Origin of the sequence: Micromonospora sp. NPDC005305, from assembly GCF_040607315.1 — a bacterium.
GTDB lineage: Bacteria > Actinomycetota > Actinomycetes > Mycobacteriales > Micromonosporaceae > Micromonospora.
Window position 1 is genome coordinate 128831 of sequence record NZ_JBEXGL010000010.1, and the last position, 18109, is coordinate 146939.

Annotated in this window: 17 protein-coding genes and 1 pseudogene; 9 read left to right on the forward strand and 9 right to left on the reverse strand. The window is 74.0% G+C overall.

Annotation, left to right across the window (positions count from 1 at the left end; all coding sequences use genetic code 11):
• The first annotated feature begins 138 nt into the window (after positions 1-138).
• From ABZS80_RS18925 to ABZS80_RS18935, 3 genes and pseudogenes are all read left to right on the forward strand, one after another.
• The gene (locus ABZS80_RS18925) at positions 139-846 is read left to right on the forward strand and encodes an ANTAR domain-containing protein (RefSeq protein WP_355057439.1); all 708 of its coding nucleotides are present in this window, start codon (positions 139-141) and stop codon (positions 844-846) included.
• Between the two features lie 238 nt (positions 847-1084).
• Positions 1085-1275: pseudogene (locus tag ABZS80_RS18930) on the forward strand (winged helix-turn-helix domain-containing protein); the annotation flags it as partial.
• A 65-nt stretch (positions 1276-1340) separates the two neighbouring features.
• Positions 1341-2456, forward strand: a complete 1116-nt coding sequence (locus ABZS80_RS18935) for a magnesium and cobalt transport protein CorA (protein WP_355057441.1) — start codon at positions 1341-1343, stop codon at positions 2454-2456.
• Here ABZS80_RS18935 and ABZS80_RS18940 read toward each other — a convergent pair.
• Positions 2434-3642 carry an MFS transporter gene (locus ABZS80_RS18940; protein ID WP_355057443.1) on the reverse strand — a complete coding sequence of 403 codons (1209 nt, stop codon included), beginning with the start codon at positions 3640-3642 and terminating at the stop codon, positions 2434-2436. The genes ABZS80_RS18935 and ABZS80_RS18940 overlap by 23 nt on opposite strands.
• Positions 3643-3916: 274 nt before the next feature.
• On the opposite strand from ABZS80_RS18940, the gene ABZS80_RS18945 reads away from it, so the two are divergent.
• The 4 genes from ABZS80_RS18945 to ABZS80_RS18960 all read left to right on the forward strand — a co-directional run bounded on the left by ABZS80_RS18945 (position 3917) and on the right by ABZS80_RS18960 (position 7067).
• Positions 3917-4945 (forward strand): DUF4331 family protein, encoded by a 1029-nt coding sequence (locus ABZS80_RS18945; protein ID WP_355057445.1) that lies wholly within the window; start codon positions 3917-3919, stop codon positions 4943-4945.
• Positions 4946-5073: 128 nt separating this feature from the next.
• A complete protein-coding gene (locus ABZS80_RS18950; RefSeq protein ID WP_355057447.1) occupies positions 5074-5484 on the forward strand; it encodes a hypothetical protein in 411 nt (136 codons plus the stop codon).
• Between the two features lie 16 nt (positions 5485-5500).
• Complete coding sequence (locus tag ABZS80_RS18955) at positions 5501-6097, forward strand: cell wall protein (protein WP_151463011.1); 597 nt, start codon at positions 5501-5503, stop codon at positions 6095-6097.
• Between the two features lie 115 nt (positions 6098-6212).
• Positions 6213-7067 (forward strand): MauE/DoxX family redox-associated membrane protein, encoded by an 855-nt coding sequence (locus ABZS80_RS18960; RefSeq protein ID WP_355057449.1) that lies wholly within the window; start codon positions 6213-6215, stop codon positions 7065-7067.
• A 35-nt stretch (positions 7068-7102) separates the two neighbouring features.
• Here the strand turns inward: ABZS80_RS18960 and ABZS80_RS18965 are convergent, their stop codons facing one another.
• Together ABZS80_RS18965 and ABZS80_RS18970 are read right to left on the reverse strand one after the other, a co-directional pair.
• Entirely contained in the window at positions 7103-9721 is a 2619-nt protein-coding gene (locus tag ABZS80_RS18965) for a M48 family metalloprotease (protein ID WP_355057451.1), read from the reverse strand.
• Between the two features lie 72 nt (positions 9722-9793).
• Positions 9794-10315 carry a hypothetical protein gene (locus ABZS80_RS18970; RefSeq protein WP_355057453.1) on the reverse strand — a complete coding sequence of 174 codons (522 nt, stop codon included), beginning with the start codon at positions 10313-10315 and terminating at the stop codon, positions 9794-9796.
• A gap of 372 nt (positions 10316-10687) precedes the next feature.
• Here ABZS80_RS18970 and ABZS80_RS18975 point away from each other — a divergent pair, with 372 nt between their 5' ends.
• The gene (locus tag ABZS80_RS18975; protein ID WP_355057455.1) at positions 10688-11710 is read left to right on the forward strand and encodes an acyl-CoA desaturase; all 1023 of its coding nucleotides are present in this window, start codon (positions 10688-10690) and stop codon (positions 11708-11710) included.
• A gap of 90 nt (positions 11711-11800) precedes the next feature.
• The gene (locus ABZS80_RS18980; protein ID WP_355057456.1) at positions 11801-12466 is read left to right on the forward strand and encodes a hypothetical protein; all 666 of its coding nucleotides are present in this window, start codon (positions 11801-11803) and stop codon (positions 12464-12466) included.
• A 67-nt stretch (positions 12467-12533) separates the two neighbouring features.
• On the opposite strand, the gene ABZS80_RS18985 is transcribed toward ABZS80_RS18980, so the two are convergent.
• The 6 genes from ABZS80_RS18985 to ABZS80_RS19010 form a co-directional block, all read right to left on the reverse strand.
• Entirely contained in the window at positions 12534-13433 is a 900-nt protein-coding gene (locus tag ABZS80_RS18985) for an SDR family oxidoreductase (protein WP_355057458.1), read from the reverse strand.
• Positions 13434-13474: 41 nt separating this feature from the next.
• Complete coding sequence (locus ABZS80_RS18990; RefSeq protein ID WP_355057460.1) at positions 13475-14056, reverse strand: hemerythrin domain-containing protein; 582 nt, start codon at positions 14054-14056, stop codon at positions 13475-13477.
• Positions 14049-15263 (reverse strand): hypothetical protein, encoded by a 1215-nt coding sequence (locus tag ABZS80_RS18995; RefSeq protein ID WP_355057462.1) that lies wholly within the window; start codon positions 15261-15263, stop codon positions 14049-14051. The genes ABZS80_RS18990 and ABZS80_RS18995 overlap by 8 nt, the downstream gene beginning before the upstream one ends.
• Before the next feature lie 183 nt (positions 15264-15446).
• Positions 15447-15593, reverse strand: a complete 147-nt coding sequence (locus tag ABZS80_RS19000; protein ID WP_355057464.1) for a hypothetical protein — start codon at positions 15591-15593, stop codon at positions 15447-15449.
• Between the two features lie 383 nt (positions 15594-15976).
• A complete protein-coding gene (locus ABZS80_RS19005; RefSeq protein ID WP_355057466.1) occupies positions 15977-16627 on the reverse strand; it encodes a hypothetical protein in 651 nt (216 codons plus the stop codon).
• Positions 16628-16885: 258 nt separating this feature from the next.
• Positions 16886-17560, reverse strand: coding sequence for a hypothetical protein (locus tag ABZS80_RS19010; RefSeq protein WP_355057468.1), 675 nt, complete (start codon positions 17558-17560; stop codon positions 16886-16888).
• Positions 17561-18109: the final 549 nt, after the last annotated feature.

Here is an 18109-nt window from a genome sequence, read left to right on the forward strand (position 1 = left end):
CCGCGGGATAGGTTGGACCCGGCGGTCAGCCGTGCAGCGACGGCGCCGGCCGTCGAGCGAGCCGGCCGGCCAGCCGGGCCTCCGGTCAGCGTCATCCTGACCCGCCGGTGGGACGCGCCGGTCGACAAGGACCTGATCATGGATCCGTCGCGGATGCGGCCCGCCGACGCTCTCGCCGAGCTGGGACGGATCCGGCTCGCCGAGGTGGAACTCGACAAGGTCCTGCACCGGGTCGCCGAGCTGGCCAACCAGTCCATCCCCGGGTGCGCGTACGTGTCCGTCACCCTGACCCACGCCGGCACCGCGCACACCGCCGCGGCCACCGCCGAGCTGGCGCGCGAACTCGACGAATGGCAGTACCGGTACGACCAGGGCCCGTGCCTGGACGCCTCGGTCAGCGCGGAGAGCCTGCTGGTGCCCGACATGGCCGGCGAGCAGCGCTGGGCGGCCTGGGTGGCCCGGGCCAGGGCGGCGGGCGTCGGCAGTTCGCTGTCGATCGGACTGCCGATCCAGGAGGCGGTCACCGGCGCGCTCAACCTGTACGGCGTCGCCGCCCACGCCTTCGACGCCGAGGCGATCACCGTGGCGGAGGACTTCGCGGCGTACGCCGCCGTGGCCCTGGCCAACGCCCACCTCTACGACAGCACCGCGACGCTGGCCCGGCAGATGCGGGACGCGATGCGGAGCCGCGCGGTGATCGAGCAGGCCAAGGGCATCATCATGGGCCAGCGGCGGTGCTCGCCGGTCGAGGCGTTCGCCGTGCTGGCGAAGCTCTCCCAGGACTCCAACCGCAAGGTGCGCGACGTGGCCGAGGCCATGGTCGCCGCCGTCGACACGGACCGCTGAGCCGCGGGCCGGGTGACCGGGGTCACCCCCGGCCCGGCCCGCGTGAAAGCCGCGTCAAGAAACCGGCCGCGGCCGTCACGGTCGCGTTATAGCCCCTGTCCGCGCGTGCGATCCGGCGTTGTGATGGCTCGGCGCGACCGGAAGGCGGTCGCCCGACAACGTCCGGTAAGAGGAGTCAGCCGTGTCTGACGTGGTGTTCGTGCTGGTGACGGTGGGGCTGTTCGCGGCTCTCGCCCTCGTGGTGAGGGGTGTGGAGAAGCTGTCAGCCAGCGCCAGCTCCTGCACGAGGTGTGGGGCCCGGAATACCACAACGAGACCAACTACCTGCGCCAGTACATGGCCCAGCTGCGCCGCAAGCTTGAGGACGACGCGGCCCGGCCCCGGCACCTGATCACCGAACCGGGCATGGGCTACCGCTACCGCCCGTAGGCCGGCCGGGTTTGCCCCGGTCGCCGCGGGGGACTCGGCGAGCCGGCCGAGGAGCGGGGGAGGGCATGGCGGACAACCGGTTCCCGGCGCCGTCGGAGGGGTTCGGCCGCCGCCTGGACGAGCACGCCGCCGACGGGGGCGCCGCCGAGCCGGAGCGGCCCGCCGGGCTGGTCGACAGCGGGGTCTACGTCGACGGGGTGCGCCGCGCCTCGCCGGTCAGTCTCGCCGACACGTACTCCTGCCTCCAGGAACTCGACCGCGCCATGGCCTGGATCGGGTTGTGCCGGCCGAGTACGGAACAGATCGTCTCGTTGGCCGCCGAGTTCCAGCTCCCGGAGCTGGCCGTCGAGGACGCCATCAATGCCCACCAGCGGCCGAAGCTGGAGCGGTACGGCGACACCCTGTTCGTGGTGCTGCGCGCCGCCCGCTACCTCGACGCCCGCGAGGAGGTCGATTTCGCCGAGGTGCACCTGTTCGTGGGGCCCGGGTTCGTGATCACCGTCCGGCACGGCGGCGTCCCCGACCTGGCCGGCGTCCGGCGGCGGATGGAGGCGGAGCCGGCCGTGCTCGCGCTCGGCCCGGAGGCCGTCCTGTACGCGGTGCTCGACCGGGTGGTCGACGGCTACGCCCCGGTGGTCGCCGGGCTGGAGAACGACATCGACGAGATCGAGACCGAGGTGTTCGGCGGCGACCCGAACGCCAGCCGCCGCATCTACGAGCTGAGCCGGGAGGTCATCCAGTTCCAGCGGGCGGCCCGCCCGCTGCTGAAGGTCGTCGACGCGCTCACCGGCGGTTTCGACCGGTACGGCACCGACGAGGAGCTGCGCCGCCGGCTGCGCGACGTGGCGGACCACCTCACCCAGGTCGTCGAGCGGGTGGACGGCTTCCGGCACCTGCTGCAGAACATCCTCACCGTCAACGCGACCCTCGTCTCGCAGGCGCAGAACGAGGAGATGCGCAGCCTGACCGCCGCCAGCTTCGAGCAGAACGAGGAGATCAAGCGGGTGTCGGCCTGGGCGGCGATCCTGTTCGCACCCACCCTGATCGGCACGGTCTACGGGATGAACTTCGTGCACATGCCGGAACTCGGCTGGCGCTACGGCTACCTGTTCGCCATCGCTCTGATGGCCGCCGTCTGCGGTGCCCTCTACCTGCTGTTCAAGCGCCGCGGCTGGCTGTGACGGGGGCCCGGCCGACGTCGGGTTGCCGGCCGTCCCCGCGCGAGACGGCCCAGAGCACCACCGTGCCGAGCAGTGCGGCGGCCGGGGCCACCGCCAGGCCGTACCGGAGGTCGGTCGACACCAGCGGGCCGGCGAGCGCGGAGCCGGCGGCGCTGCCCACCACGAACGCCGTGCTCACCCAGGCGAACGCCTCGGCCACCGTGCCCGGCTCGGCGAGCCGCTCGGCGGTGAGGAAGATGGCGGTCAGCAGCGGCGGCAGCGCGAGCCCGCTGACCACGAGCAGGCCGGCCATCGGGACCGGGCCGGGGGCGAGCAGCAACGGCAGGAAGCCGACCGTGAGCGCGGCGGCGAGCAGCGGCAGCCGCCCGGGGCCGCCCGGCCGGGCCCGGGTGTAGAGCAGGCCACCGGCCAGGGCGCCGGCCGCCTGCGCCGCGAGCAGCCAGCCGCTGAGCCGCCGGTCCCCGGCCGCCTCGGCGTAGCCGGTCACCGCCACCGCGATGCTCCCGACCGCCGCGCCGACGCCGACCACGCCGGTCATCAGCACGGTGAACCGGGGTACGCGCAGCGGGCCGGCCCAGTGCCGCACCGCCGGCACGCCGCGCCAGGCGCGGACGGCGGGGCTGAGCGCGTACGCGGCGGTGCCGACCAGCTGCAACACCCCGGCGGCGACCAGCCCGGCGGGCGGCCCGGCCAGGGTCACCGCGAGGAGGGTGACCAGCGGGCCGACCACGAAGATCACCTCCTGCACGGCGATGTCCAGTGTGTACGCCGTGGACACCGTGGCGGGCGGCAGCAGGGCGGGCCAGAGGGTACGCAGGCACGCCTCCAGCGGCGGCGTGCCGAGCCCGGCCACCGCCGCGCCGAGCACGGCGCCGGTGAGGTGCCCGCCGGTCAGCGCCACCGCGCCGAACCCGAGGCCGGAGAGGACCGCGGCGGCCCACAGCACCGGCGGCTGCCGCCAGCGGTCCACCGCCCGGGCGAGCAGGGGCGTGCCCACGGCCATCCCGGCGGTGTACGCGGCCACCAGCAGGCCGGCGGCGGCCAGGCTCAGCGACTGGCGGGCGAAGAGGAGCAGGGCCAGCGGCCCGCTGGCGGTGGGCAGCCGGCCGACCTGGCTGCTGAGGAGGACCCGGAGGACCTGGGGTGCGCGCAGCACCGCCCGGATCCCGGAACTGTCGACGGACATGGGGCATCGCTCCCGGTGCGATGTGAGAGGGAAGAGGGGGCGTCCGGTGCCGGGACGCCTCAGGGAGCGAAGTCGGCCCGCTCGTGGTCGTTGCCGTAGAGCGGCAGGGCAGGGGTGAGCCACTGGGCGTACGCGGCCGCCGCGGCCTCCACCGGGATCACCCGCCGACGGTAACCCACCCGGGTCCCCGGCGGAAAGTCGTCGATCGGAACTTTTGCGGCGTTATGCCCGGATAGGCTCGCGTCAGTCGTGCCAGCCGACCCGGGAGACAGCCATGTCGCACCACCTCGACACCCCGCTCGCCGCCCAGAGCGGCCAGCTCTACCTCGACGACCTCTACGTCTTCGACGGCGAGCGCGGAACCGTCCTGGTGATGGACGTCAACAGCTCGGTGACCCGGGCCGACATCAAGCCCGGCTTCCACCACGAGGCGCGGTACGAGTTCAAGGTGCACGTCGACGGCAGCGAGATGGAGGAGCTGACCTACCGGGTGGCCTTCGGCGAGCTCGACGGCCAGGGCCGGCAGGAGCTCACGGTGCACGCCCTCACCGGCGTCGAGGCGTACGACGACGGCGCCACCGGCACGGTCGTCGCCCAGGGTCGCACCGGGGAGGAGGTGACCGGTGGCAACGTGCGGGTCTGGGCCGGGCGGATCACCGACCCCTTCTACATCGACCTGGACCAGCTCGCCACGGTCAACGACGCCTTCAAGAACGGCGCCCGGCTGGACCGCTCCGCCTGGCGCCCGGAGAACGCGAAGAACACCTTCGCCGGCACCACCGTCGACTCGATCGTGCTGGAGGTGTCCCGGGACGAGCCGATGCTGTCCGTCGGCACCCGCATCGGCGTCTGGGCGGCTACGAAGCTCGCCACCGACGCCGGCGGCTGGCGCCAGATCAACCGCGCCGGCCACCCGATGATGTGGCCGGTCTTCTGGCCCACCGACACCGACTTCTCGAACCCCGCCAACACCCGCCACCCCTGCGAGGACCTGCGGGCCGACGGTGCGGAGATCGCGTCGACGGTCGCCCGGGTGGTGGCGGCCAACGGCACCGCGCCGGACCCGGACGCGTACGGCTGGAGCGTCGCCCGCGAGCTCTACCCGGATGTGCTGTCCTACCAGGTCGGCACCCCGGCGAACTACGGGTTCGCCGCCCGCAACGGGCGGACCATGGCCGACAACGTGCCCGAGGTCATGTTCTCCCTGGTGCTCAACACCGGCATGACCTCCGGCCTCACCCCCGGCGTCACCACGGACGCCCGTGCCGCCTCCTTCCCGTACGTGGTGCCCGCCGGGAAGTGACCCGCTGAGCGGTTTCCGCCTGTAGGAAATCTTCGCCCCGCCTGTTGACGTGGATGGTTCCTGTCATAACAATCGCCATCTATATCGACATCCATCGTTGTCGATCAACGATCGGGAAGGAGGTATCCATGGCGGCCATACGAGGCGAGGTGTCCTGGTTCTGCTGCGGCACCGCCTGGGGACCGTGCGGCACCGCCGGGGGCGGCGCCTGTGGCACCTGCAGGTCGGGCAACTACCAGCACGCCTGGCCGAACACCTCGGACGCGTGCTGGGCCATCACCCACCCGGACACCTGCGGGCTCAGCATGAGCCGGCGGACCTGCGGCTTCCGCCACTACACCACCAACATCTGCAACGGCGCCCGGGTCGGCACCACCATCGCCGACTGCGGCCCGCAGACGGACCTGTTCTGCGGCGAGCGCACCTGCTGCGGCTCGGCCTGCGGCAGCAACCGGATCATCGACCTGACGCCGGCGGCGTTCAGCGCGATCGGCAGTCTCTCCGTGGGGCTGCGGCCCTGCTCGGTCGACACCGTCTGAACGGGAGGGTTCCGTCATGCCGCACACCCTGGACCGCCGCCGCCTCCTCGCCACCGCCGCGCTCGGCGGCGTGGTGGGCGCCACCGGACTCGGCTCGCTGGCCCCCGACGCGGCCTTCGCCGCCGGGCCGGCGACCGTCGAACCCGGCGCACCAGACCCGAACTTCGTCGAGGGCCGGATCAGCAAGATCTCCGGCCACCTGCTGCTGGTCACCGGATCCGACACCGTGCTGCACTCCATCCGGATCACCGACGGCACGAGCATCTGGAAACTGCACCCGACCACGTTCGACCAGGTGGCCATCGGCGACGGGCTCTACGCCCGCGGCGTCCGCCTGCCCGACGGCACGCTCGCCGCCGACTCGGTCTGGGTGAACATCGTCAACCTGCACGCGCACATCGCCGCGGTGGGTCGCAACCTGCTCCACCTCGACCACAAGGGCCAGCGCATCGTCGCCCACGTCGTGCCCGGCCGCTCCGCCGCCGTCTACAACGGCACCCCGGCCATCAGCGACCTGTCCCTGCTCCGGGTGGGCCGGCACGTCCAGGTGCTCGGCGCCTGGCACCCGGACACCAACGAGATCGACATCGCCACCGTCTACGCCGCCGCCTGACCGGTACGCCCGACGGCTCCAGGTCGCGGCGCGCCGCGCTGGAGCCGTCGCAGGGCGGGCCGCACATCCGGACCGCCCGGGCGTCACCCGTCGGCCCCACCCGAGGGGAGAACCCATGATCGAGATGATCGCGGCGCTGCAACCGCTGGTCGTCGGCGCGGTGCTGATCTGGTCCGCCCGCGTGAAGCTTCTCAACCGGCACGCCGCCACGGTCGCCCGGCGGTCCGCGCTCGTCCGGCTGGTCGGGGAACACCGCACGCTGCCCGCGTACCGGCTGCTCGGTGCCGTCGAGCTGATCCTCGGCGCGCTCCTCCTGCTGCCGCCCGCCCTGCGGCTGGAGACCGCCGCCGCGACCGCCGTGGCCGTCGGCTTCCTCGGCTACCTGGCGTACGCCCGCCGGGCCGCACCCACCTCGTCGTGCGGCTGCCTGAGCAGCCGCCCGACCCCGGTCTCCGGTCGCAGCCTGGGCCGAGCCGCGCTGCTCGTGGCGGCGGCCGGTCTGGCCACCCTGGCCCCCGGCGACTGGCCGGCCGCGCTGACCGACCGTCCCCTGGCCGGCGGGGCCGCGCTGCTGGCCGAGGCGGCGGCCGTGGTGGCGCTGTCCCCCGAACTGGACGCCGCCTGGCTGCTGCCACTGCGCCGGCTGCGCGCCCGGCTGACCAATCCGCTGCGCGGCGGCACCGGGCTGCCGCTGCTCGCCACCGTGCAGCAGGTCCAGCTCAGCGACCCCTACCGGCGGGTCGCGCCGTTGCTCCGCTCCGACGTCCGCGAGCACTGGGACGACGGCGAGTGGCGCTTCGTCGGCCACGCCGCGCACTACCAGGGCCGGCCCGCCACGGCGGTCTTCGCCGTCCCGCTGGTCGACGGCGGGCCCGACGCGGTTCGGGTCGCCGTGGTCGACGACGCCACCGGGCAGACGCTGCTGGCCCTGGCCGGCGCCGGCCCGCGCCTCGACATGCTGCCCGCATAGCGGGGCGGACGGGACCACCGGCTCCGGTGGTCCCGTCACGCCGGGCTGCGGACGAAGGTCTCCTCGCCCCACGAGCCGTCGTCGCCGTCGAACCGGATCACCAGCTCGCCCGGCCCGCACCGGTACGTGCTCGCCGAGTCGTCCACCACCGTGGTCACGTCGGCCTCCCGCCCGTCCACCCGCAGCAGCGCGAGGTCACCGGTGGTCACCACGTTCCGCTGGGTGTACCGCCCGGCCCGGGCCGTCCACCGGTAGGTCTGGGTGCCCCGGCGTACCTGCCGGACGGTGTGCCCGTTCAACGTCCCCTCGGCCACCGTCAGGTCGTACAGGTCCGTCGCCGTGCCGTCCGCCCGGTAGGCGGTGGCGAACCCGGTCGACGCCTCGTTGGTGAGGTCGACGGTCGTGGCCGCGGTCAGCCCGGCCAGGCGTCCCAGCGCCGAGTCCGTCGCGACGTGCAGGTGGTAGCGGCCCGCGGCGAGCCGCCACACCCCGACCAGGCAGCTGTCCCGGTCCACCGGCACCGTGGGGCTACCCGGTCCGTCGGCCGTGACGACGGCGGCGGCCAGGCCGAGCAGCACGGCCGCGGCCGTCGCCGAGGCCGGCCAGCGCCCGGAGCCCAGCCGGGCCAGCGCGGCCGTCGCGGCGGCGCCGAGCGCCGCGGCGAGCGTGGCGAACACCGGGGCGACGAGCAGGGCGTGGCCCAGCGCCCGGGCCACCGCGGCCCGGTCGGGTCCCGCGCACCCCGCGCCCGGGTCGCAGGAGAGCAGCACGCCCGCGGCCAGCACCGCCGGCGCCAGCAGCACCCCGGCGGTGAGCGCCGCGAGCGTGCCGTGCCAGATCGACAGGCGCCGGCCGGCCACGACCGCCACCGCGGCGGTGGCCTCGACCAGCGTCACGGGCAGCAGGGTGTGCCCCTCGACCAGGCCGCGCAGCGCCGCCGGCCCGAGGCCCGGATCGCGGGCGGCCACCGCCGCGCCGGCCACCACCACCGGCAGCGCGACGGCGGCCACGATCCCGGCGACCGCGCCGACCCGGAGCGCCCGCCGTGCGGTGGCGCCGGTCGCGACGAGCGGAAAGAGGGCGGCGGCGAGCGGGGCGGCCAGCAGGTAGGGCGCCTGGTCGGCGAGGACCCGCACGTGCAGGGCGACGGTGTCGGCCAGCGTGACGACGGTGACCCGGTCCGGGTGCCCCTCCCGGGCGGCGAGCAGCCGCAGCATGCTCAGGTCGCCGTCGGCGAACCAGGCGTCCAGCACCAGCAGCGCGCCGAGGAAGCCGGCGGTCAGCACGGTCGTCGCCAGCGCGGCGGCGGCCCAGACGCGCCGCACCGCGCGGCCCTCGGCGTGCCGGGGGAGCCGGCGCATCCAGGCGTCGGCGCCCAGCGCCACCCATCGACCCAGCAGGGCGCCGCCGGCCACCGTGCACAGCGACAGCACCAGCTCCACCCACCAGACCGGCCGGTCGTCGGCGTACCCGGCCGACCAGGCCAGCCGCCGGCCGACCAGCAGCCCGACCACCAGCGCGGCCCCGAACACCGCACCCCGGACGGGCCGGCCACAGTGCCGACGGGCCCACCACGCCGACCGCCAGAGCGCCCCGGTCAGCACCAGCGCCAGCGGGGCCCCGAGCAGCAGCCCCGCCGCCTGCGAGCCGCCGGTGACCGGGTCGAGCCCGGCCAGCGGGCGCGGCAGGTGGGACAGCAGGTCCACCAGCGGCGGCGCGGCGATGCCGGCCGCCAGCCCGGCGCCGAGCGCCTCGACCGGCCGGGCGGACACCAGCCGCCGGGGCTGGTCCAGCTCGTCGGCGCGGGCCCGGGCCAGCGGGTGGAACCGGAACAGGGCGGCCAGCCGGTCTCGCCACCCGGTGGGCCGCAGCCCGACGTCGAGCAGCGCCCGCGCGGTCGCCGCGTCCTCGCCGCCCAGCCGGGCGTCCGCGGCGAACTCGCGGGCGCGCAGCACCGACCAGGCGGACACCTGCACCACCACGGCGAACAGCGCCAGCCGCCACAGGTTCCGGGCCAGGTCCGGCGCCCGGAGCGCGCCCAGGAAGGTGACGGCGGCCGGGGCGACCACGCCCAGCGGGAACGCCCACGCCAGCGCGACGGTCAGCCGGGTCAGGTCCACGTCCGCGTTGCGCAGGTGCGCGAGCTCGTGCAGCACGACGGCCCGGAACCGCGCCGGGGCCGTCCGGTGCGCGTGCACCAGGCCCAGGTCGAGCCGGACGTACCGGGTGGCGACGGTGCCGAAGGTGTTCCCGCTGACCCGGGCCGAGCGGGACACCACGAAGGTGGGGGCCCGCCGCAGGCCGGCCTCCCGCACCAGCGCCGCCAGGTCGGCCCGCAGCGCCTCGGTGCCCGGCACCCGGTCCAGCCGGCGCAGGCCGCGCAGCCGTCGCTCGACCCACGGAGCGGCCAGGTAGACCAGCGCGGTCACCGCCACGAGCACCGCCAGGCCGATGAGCATCTGCCGCAGCACGTCCGCGCCGAGGGTGCCGAGGCACCGCTGCACGGCGGCCGCCGACCCGGCGTCGACCGTGCCGGCCCGGACGTCGATCGGCGGCGGCAGGCCGGCCAACCCGGCGAGGCAGACGGCGCGCTCCCGGGTGACCGCCGGATCGATGAGGACGACCTGCCAGCCGAACATGCTGGTCCCGACCACCGCCGTCACCACGGCGACGAACCGGCCCAGGGTGGCCGAGGGGAGTGGCGGGTGCGGGCTCCCGGCCGGGACTCAGCCACCGGCGGCATCCGTGCCGAACCGGGCCACGAACGCCTCGCGTACGGCGTCGCGCAGGACGGCGACCTGGTCCTCGGTGAGCTCCCAGCGCGGGTCGCGGGCCGCCGCCGTGACCGCCTCCTCGATCCGCAGCAACTGGCCCGGCCGCAGCCGCACCGGCAACTCCGGCGAGCGGCGGGACGGCCACCGCCGGCGGAGCGCCCGAAGGCCACCCCGGGCGGCGTCCGTGGCCTCGGCCTGCACGGCGTCCCGCAGCGCCGCGAGGCCGACGCCGCACAGCACCATCACGTACGGCAGCACCGGTTCGACGACCTCGGTGAACCCGCCGCCGCCGGCCTCCCCGCCGCCCACCCGGACCAGCGCCCGGGGATCCCGCCGCCAGCGGCCCGGCCGGCGCCGGTGGGCGGGGGCGAGGAGGGGCAGCAGGTGCTCCTCCTCGGGCGCGACCGCGCGGATCGCCACGCGGACGAGATCGTCCTCGGTGCTCGTGTCCGGAGCGGACCTGGTCGGGATCATGCCGTCGCGCCTCCTGGCCGTGGTCGGGAAGCGGCGGCTTCCGGCGTCAGGGTAGGGGCGGAGCACCGAGGGTGACGATCAACAATCGGACAGTAACCGCCCACGGATGACTCGATGACCTCGATCGGCTGGGTGCGGTGGCCCCCTCTGCGGCGTACGGTGAGCATGCCGCCGGGCGTGCACGACCACCCGCTCCCGGCATCGCCATGAGTTCCGATCATTCTCCGACGCAATGCGGCAATCCGCCCCGGGCAGGCTCGCCATTGCTGAAACTGAAGGTGACCGGGGCGGCCAACCTCGGCACCCGGCACGGCCGATCGGGCCGGCGCCGCTGATTCAACCATCGGGGCAGGGACCGGCAGGGAGGCCGTCGTGAGCGACACCAGCATCGGTGCCGAGCCACGGCGGGGCAGCGACTACGCCGACCTGTCCCGGCAGATCCGCGCAGCGGGCCTGCTCGAACGGCGGCGAGGCCACTACGCGGTACGGATCGGTCTCGTCGTCGGCTGCTACGCCGGACTGTGGGCCGTGTTCGTCCGGTGGGGCGAGTCGTGGTGGCAGCTCGTGCTCGCGGTGGCCCTCGCCGTGGTCTTCGCGCAGGCCGGTTTCATCGGCCACGACGCCGGTCACCGGCAGATCGCCCGCTCGCGACGGGCCAACGACCTCATCGGCATCCTGCACGGCAACCTGCTGACCGGGATCAGCTATGGCTGGTGGGTGGACAAGCACAACCGGCACCACGCCCATCCGAACACCGAGGGCAAAGACCCTGACATCGGGGTGGCACCCCTGTCCTTCAGTGCCGACCAGGCCCGGCGACGGCGCGGCGTCGCCGCGCTGATCGCGCGGCACCAGGCGTACCTTTTCTTCCCGCTGCTCCTGCTGGAAGGCCTGCACCTGCACGCCAACAGCGTGCGGGCCGTCGTCCGGCCGCGCCCCCTTCCGCGCCGGCCCGCCGAAGCCGCGCTGCTGGCCCTGCACCTGGGCGGCTACCTCACCACCGTTTTCCTGGTCCTGACCCCGGCGCAGGCCGTCGCGTTCATCCTGGTCAACCAGGGTGTGCTCGGCCTCTACCTCGGCAGCTCGTTCGCTCCCAACCACAAGGGCATGCCCATCCTCGACGCCGAGGACGACCTCGACTACCTGCGGCGGCAGGTGCTCACCTCCCGCAACGTGCGCGGCGGAAGGTTCGTCGACACCGCGCTCGGCGGCCTGAACTACCAGATCGAACACCACCTGTTTCCGAGCATGCCGTGCCCCAACCTGCGTCATGCCCAGCCGTTGATCCGCCGGTTCTGCGCCGAGCACGGTCTCGACTACCACGAGACCAGCCTGGGTCGCTCCTGGGCGGAGGCGCTGCGCCACCTGGACGACGTCGGCTCCCGTGCGGGGTAGGGACGGAGCACACGTGGTGAGGACCGGCAAGCGGAGCGCAACCCGCGGTCGGTCGGTCGGGTCCTTGTGGAGGGTTGCCATCATCGATGCGTGACACGGAACTACCTGGCCCCTCCCAGAAGTGCTCCACCGGCCGACGAAACGGCGGCTGCCCGCGCCGACAACCGCACCAACCTGCTCGTCGCGGAATACACCGCCATCCGGGCCGTCATGGCGCAGAAGTCCGCCGCGTCGCACGCCCTCGTCGGCGCCTACCTGACCGTGGTGGCGGTGATCCTCGGGTTCGTGGTCGCCAACCGGGCCGACCCCCGCCTGCTGCTCGCCGTCCCGGTGCTCGCGGCGAGCTCCGGGATCACCATCCTCCGGCGCCGGCAGGATCGTGAGGCGGCGAACAGGTACATCCGGGAGGTCCTCCGGCCGGTCGCCCTCGAGTGCTCCGGCGACGACCGGGTCTTCCGGTGGGACGACTTCTACGCGCAGCAGAGGGGCTCCCGGTCCCTGCTCTACGAGTTCGGGTTGCAACTGGTCTTCCCGCTGTCCGGGCTCGTCTGCCTGTTCGTGACCCTTCCGCTCCTGGCCTCGGTCGCGGAGTGGTTGGCCTGGCTCGGAGGGCTGAGCTTCCTCGTCGCGCTGATCTCCGCGTACGTCCGGCAGAACCGGAGCCAGCTCGCCCGGACGGTGTCCGGCTCCGGGGCCCTCGCTCGCCGCCTGGCGTCGCGGCTGTGGGGGCGGAGCAGGAACGGCGGTCGATCCTGACCGGCACAACCGGCCGGGCCGCCCGCGCGCGAGGCGTGGGCGGCCCGATCGAGGCTCCGGTCGAACGTCAGGCCAGCGGCTTGCCGCCGGTGACGCCGAGCACCTCACCCGTGATGTAGCTGGACTCCTGCGAGGCGAAGAAGACGTACGCCGGGGCGAGTTCGGCCGGCTGGCCGGCGCGGCCCAGCGGGACGTCCTTGCCGAACGACTCGACCTTCTCCGCCGGCATGGTGGCCGGGATCAGCGGGGTCCAGACCGGTCCGGGCGCGACGGCGTTGACCCGGATCCCCTTGTCGGCCAGGCCCTCGCCGAGACCCTTCGTGAAGGCGATGATGCCGGCCTTGGTGGTGGCGTAGTCGAGCAGGTCGGGCGAGGGCTGGTAACCCTGGATCGACGCCGTGTTGATGATCGTGGACCCGGGCCGCAGGTGCGGGACGGCGGCCTTGGAGAGCCAGAACATCGCGTACAGGTTGGTCTTGAGGACCCGGTCGAACTGCTCAGTGGTGATGTCGGTGATGCCGCCCGGCTGCGACATCTGGTACGCCGCGTTGTTCACGAGGATGTCGAGGCCGCCCAGCTCGCTGACGGCGCGCGAGATGATCTCGCCGCAGTGCGCCTCGTCGCGGATGTCGCCCGGGACGGTCACCGCCTTGCGGCCGGCCTTCTCGACCAGTTCCGCGGTCCGGCGCGCGTCGTCCTCCTCCTCCGGCAGGTACGCGATCAGCACGTCGGCGCCCTCGCGGGCGAAGGCGATGGCGACCGCCCGGCCGATGCCGGAGTCGCCGCCGGTGATCACCGCCCGCTTCCCGGTGAGCCGGCCGCTGCCCTGGTAACTCTCCTCGCCGTGGTCGGGCTCGTCGGGCATCTCCCGCGTCGTGCCGGGCGCCGACTGCTGGCCGCCGGTCTGCTCCTCCGGTCCCCGGTACTGCTCCTGGGGGTCCTGCTGCTGGTACTGGTCGCCGCTCAACGTCCTGTCCTTCCTTGTTCTCCTGAGCGCGTGTGGTGGGGTCAGCCGGCGGACGGCTTACGGAGCGCGTCGCGGACCCGGTCCACGACGGCCAGCGCGGGACCGGCCGCCAGGTTGCCCTTGGCCGACTGGGCACTCGGGTGCGGCCGGGTCGGGGCGGCGGCCTCCGCGGCGCGGACGGCGCCGGCGAGGGTGCGCAGCCGGTCGCCGGGCACGTGCTGGCGTAGCTGGGGGAACTCGTAGCGCTCCTCGTAGCGGGCGTGGGTGAGCACCGCGTCGCGGAGCAGGATGATGCCCGTGTCGAAGCCCTCCGCGTCGACGCCGCCGGCGATCAACGTCTTCAGCGTCTCCTTGGCCTGGCGCTCCTCGGCGAGCCGGTCGTCGACCATCGCGTCGCCGCCGCCACCCGGCAGGTTCCGGGCCAGCGGATGGATGAGCTCCTCCTCGGCGGTCTCGTGCACGGCGAGGAGGTGCACCAGCTCGTCGAAGGCCTCCCGGCGGGTGTCGCCGGTGCTGCCGATGACCAGCAGGAAGAGCTGCTCGACGCGCGCGTGCTGGGCGAGCAGCAGGTCGACCACGTCCTCCTCGGGCCCGGGCGTGGCCGGGGCGCCCGTCTCAGGCATGGCTGCCTCCCTCGGCGCGCAGCCGCTCCACCGGGTGCGGCCCCTCGGTCTCGATGCGGTACTCGTCGCCGAGGCGCTCCCGGTGCATGTCGATGACCTGCTCGCTGGGCGGCTTCTGGCCGTCGTGCAACTGCTGCTGCATCCACTCGAAGCGCTCGTGCGCGTCCTGGACGTAGCCCTCGCCGAGCTTGGTGACGTCGATCTGGGTGGCCAGCAGGTGGCGCAGGTACTCCTTGTTCGGTTCGAAGGTCAGCGGCTCGGGCAGGCCGGCGCTGCCGACGATCTCCTCCGGCTCGCGGCCGTCGTGCCGGCGCAACAGGTCGGCCGCCTGCTGGAGGTGGGCCAGCTCCATCTGCAGGTGCAGTTCCCACACCGCCTTGATGCGCGGGTCGCTCTCCTGCTGGAGGAAGGAGTAGTAGAGCCAGCACTCGTTGTATTCGTGGGTCAGCAGCCGCTCCCACCAGCTCTCGCCCGGGTCCAGCAGCGACTCGTAGTGGGTGACGTGCTCCTGCTCGATCAGGCTGATCTCCTGGTAGAGCTGGCGCGCGATCGGCTCCATGTACTGCGGGCCGACGTTCATGTAGTAGAACATCACCTGCTGCTCGGCGGAGAGGATCGTCAACGCGTTCAGTTTTGAACGCGGGTCCACCGAGTTGCGGTCGTAGGGGGTGCGCACCTCGTCGAACGGGTGCCGGTGCTCCTGCACGGTCGGCCGGCCCGGCATGACCTCCGTGAGGCCGTCCACCACCTTCTCGGCCTTGCGGCGCTCGACCATCTCGTAGAGGTTGGCGTAGCGGTACAGGTGGTCGAAGTCCTCCAGCACACCGAACTCGTACGCCTGCTTCAGGTAGGGGTCGGGCTCGTGCCGGGCCACCCAGGCGGTCAGGTCGACGGCCACCTGCTCGTAGCCGAGGGTCGTCTCCAGCACGCTCGCCACACCGGGCAGCAGCCAGTTCACGACCCGCTGCTGCTGGTTCTCCACGTACCGCACGTACGCCAGCTGCCGGCGGACGTCCTGGTCCGGGCAGACGCGGGCGAACTGGTGCTGGAAGTTGATGGCCTCGACCTCGATGCCGTTCATCGTGATGATGCGGCAGCGGGTGTAGGGGTCGACCGCCTCGGGGTCGATGGGCTCGACGTTCAGTTCGCGCCAGTTGCGGATCTGGCTCTCCAGGGGGATTCCCTTGTGGTCCAGTGGATTGAACATGTTTCTCCCATTCGCCTCGGGGTGCGCTTGTCAGCTCCTACCCGGGCTCTTCGCCCGGAACCGTCCAGACGGGTCTTTTTGTCGAGCAGTCGGGCGCGTGCCGGACGGTCAGCCGCCCACCGGTGGCGCGGACCAGTTCCCGCACGCGCCGCAGCGCGCCGATCCCCGGCTCGGCGAGCCGGGTCACCGTGGACAGAGGGCGGAACGGTCGTACGTGGGAACGTCGAGGCGGTCGGTGAACAGCGGCATCGTCCGGCCGGTCAGCGGCCGGACGTTCCGGTCGGCCGGCAGGTCGGAGCTGGGTCGGGGTGCCAGGTGTGCTGAGGTCACGGCGAGGCCTTTCGGCTCCGCGCGCGCGGCATCGACCTGCTGCGTTGCGGTGCAGCGGGGAACGGTCGTCGTCGGGCGCGGGAGCGGCGGGGTTGCGGGGAGTCGTCCGGGGCCGCTTCTTGACCCTCGACCGTGTGGGTCCCCCTGCTACCCGCCAGCCCACGGCGAAAACATGATCGTTGCGCGGGTCACCCGGCCCTCGGCGCCTCGGCGCTCAGGACCGTCCGAGGACGCCCGCGCCCCGGGGCAACGGGCCCACGTCCGAGCGCCGCCCCCGGCGCAGCCCGGCGTGGCGCTGCCCCAGCCCCTGCCACACCGCACGCTTCAGCGTGCGAGCCGAGCTACCCGCCGCCCGGGGCGATGCACCTCGCGTCCCCGGCCACCTATGCCGACATCGCCGCGTACGGGCAGATCGCCGGCCGGGCGGGGTTGCGCCCGGGCTGGCGCAGCCCCGGGCTCCGCCACATCGGCCAGGTGGTGGTGCCGTCGGGGAGCGTGAAGGGCTCGTGGGCGACGTAGCCGTGGCGGGCGTACAGGTCCCGCTCCGCCGGGGTGTTCGCCTCCGTGTAGGTGGGGAGCCGGGCCTGGCCCATGCGGGCGTTGCTGGCGGCCAGCAGTGCGCCGGCGCGTCGGATCCGGTGCGGCTGTGCGGTGACCGCGAAGAACGCCAGGTGGTTGTGGGGGTCGGCGGGCCGGTGCGCGCCCAGGACGTCGTCGAGCTGAAGGAAACGGTCCAGGTGGTCGGCGCAGGCCACGGCGAGGCGCTCGCCGTAGCCGGTGGGCGCGGGGGTGGGGCCGTACCGGTGGAGCCAGACGGCGGCAGCGGAATGATCCTGCAGGAGGTACGCCTCGCCGGAGAGGAGAGCGTGTTCGGTCCAGACGCGGACGACGGAGGTGAGCACGGCCCGCCGGCGGCGGTCGTCGGGGACCAACCAGGCGCCGGTGGCACTGTCGGCGAAGGGGCCGGCGACGAGATCGACGATGTCGTGGACGTCGCGCCATCTCGCGCGGCAGACAGGCAGGGTGTGGTTCACGGAGTTCTCCCGGTGACGGATGCGGTTGGTCGCGGTGGTTCGCCAGCCCCCGGCCCTTTCGAGAGTCCCTGGTGGGCGTGGCGGTGGGAGGCGACGCCGGCCCGGGGGCGGGCGTCGTCACGGGGCGGGTCGCGAAGTCAGAAGGACGGTGGCGAGGAGCGGTGAGCCGGCCGGGCCGCCGGGCTCATCCGCCCGATGGCACCGGCAAGGACCCCCGCCGTTCCCGGCGGTGGCCCGGGTCGTTGACCGGCGGGCGCCTCAGGCGGGTCGGGGGTCGGGCCGACTCGACCGGTTCGCGAGTGCGGCGCGGTGACCACCGCCGTACCCCAGCACCCGCAGCTCCGGTTCCCAGGCACGAGCGGAGCCCTCGGCGGGGACGCCGGGTCCCCCGGCGCCGGCGCCGGCGCCGGCCGTGGTGGCCGGCGTGCCGGGCGCGGCGGGGCTGGGGGGTGTCTCGCCGGGAGCGGGAGCATGCTCGGCGGGCGGCGTCACCCGCACCTCGGCGGGCAGGGACGACACCGTGTCTCGACCTGCGGACCAGGACGCCGGTCGAGACGACGCGGCCTTCGCCGGGCGCACGACGGCCGGCGTGGCGGGGCGGGTGACCACTGCGGGCGTGCCCGCCGTCGGCGTGTCACCGCCCGGCGCGGGAGGGCGGGCGATCGGACCATCGGGAGGAGTGGACGGCGCAGCGGGTGGCCCGAGGATCGGCGCGGTCAGGTCGAGGATCGGGGCCAGGACGGGCGGCAACAGGTCGCCGATCGGCTCGGTAACGGGCTGGACGATGTCGGCGATCGGGTCGGTCACGGGCCGGACGATGCCGGCGACCGGCTCGGTCACGGGCCTGGCGATGTCGGCGACCGGCTCCAGCAGCCGTGCCGACGCCACCTTCTCCACGACGGGAGACGCCAGGTCCACGACCGGTCTGGTCACCGGGGTGATCATCTCGGCGACAGTCGTCCGCTTCACCGGGGGCGCCGTGTCGGTTGCCGGACGCTCCGGTCGGTCGTCCCTCGTCGACCGGCCCGGGTCCGCAGCTGCCGGACCGCCCTCGCTGTCAACTCCACCGCTCCTGGCCGGCGGCGACGTCGGCAGGCGCAGCGGGGCGATCACGGACTCCTCGACGAGCGCCCGGGCATCGTGCAGCAGGTCCCCCAGGACGCCGGGCCGAGCCGGCTCCGCCGCGTGAGCCGCGTCAGGTGCGACGGCGTCGTGCAGGGACCACGCGCCGACGAAGCCGCCGCACAGGAGTACGCCCCGCAGCGCCCACCGAGCCAGTCGGCCTGGACACCGCGTCAACGGGCACCTCCGCAGCACTCTTGCTCACGTCGATGCCTGTGATTGTGCCCGGAGTGACCGGTCGGGCACCGCCAACACACCGGGGCGACGCTGACCAGAGAGACAGGAGCGTGCATCCGGGGCCGTCGGTCGGAAGGTCAACGCGGTCACGCCCGGCCGACGCGGGCACCCCGTCGGTCGCGA

What these genes read in the sequence shown, in the direction of transcription:
- ABZS80_RS18925 (WP_355057439.1), top strand. Translation starts at nt 139, where the DNA reads ATGGATCCGTCGCGGATGCGGCCCGCCGACGCTCTCGCCGAGCTGGGA.
- ABZS80_RS18935 (WP_355057441.1), top strand. Translation starts at nt 1,341, where the DNA reads ATGGCGGACAACCGGTTCCCGGCGCCGTCGGAGGGGTTCGGCCGCCGC.
- ABZS80_RS18940 (WP_355057443.1), bottom strand. Translation starts at nt 3,642, where the DNA reads ATGTCCGTCGACAGTTCCGGGATCCGGGCGGTGCTGCGCGCACCCCAG.
- ABZS80_RS18945 (WP_355057445.1), top strand. Translation starts at nt 3,917, where the DNA reads ATGTCGCACCACCTCGACACCCCGCTCGCCGCCCAGAGCGGCCAGCTC.
- ABZS80_RS18950 (WP_355057447.1), top strand. Translation starts at nt 5,074, where the DNA reads ATGGCGGCCATACGAGGCGAGGTGTCCTGGTTCTGCTGCGGCACCGCC.
- ABZS80_RS18955 (WP_151463011.1), top strand. Translation starts at nt 5,501, where the DNA reads ATGCCGCACACCCTGGACCGCCGCCGCCTCCTCGCCACCGCCGCGCTC.
- ABZS80_RS18960 (WP_355057449.1), top strand. Translation starts at nt 6,213, where the DNA reads ATGATCGAGATGATCGCGGCGCTGCAACCGCTGGTCGTCGGCGCGGTG.
- ABZS80_RS18970 (WP_355057453.1), bottom strand. Translation starts at nt 10,315, where the DNA reads ATGATCCCGACCAGGTCCGCTCCGGACACGAGCACCGAGGACGATCTC.
- ABZS80_RS18990 (WP_355057460.1), bottom strand. Translation starts at nt 14,056, where the DNA reads ATGCCTGAGACGGGCGCCCCGGCCACGCCCGGGCCCGAGGAGGACGTG.
- ABZS80_RS18995 (WP_355057462.1), bottom strand. Translation starts at nt 15,263, where the DNA reads ATGTTCAATCCACTGGACCACAAGGGAATCCCCCTGGAGAGCCAGATC.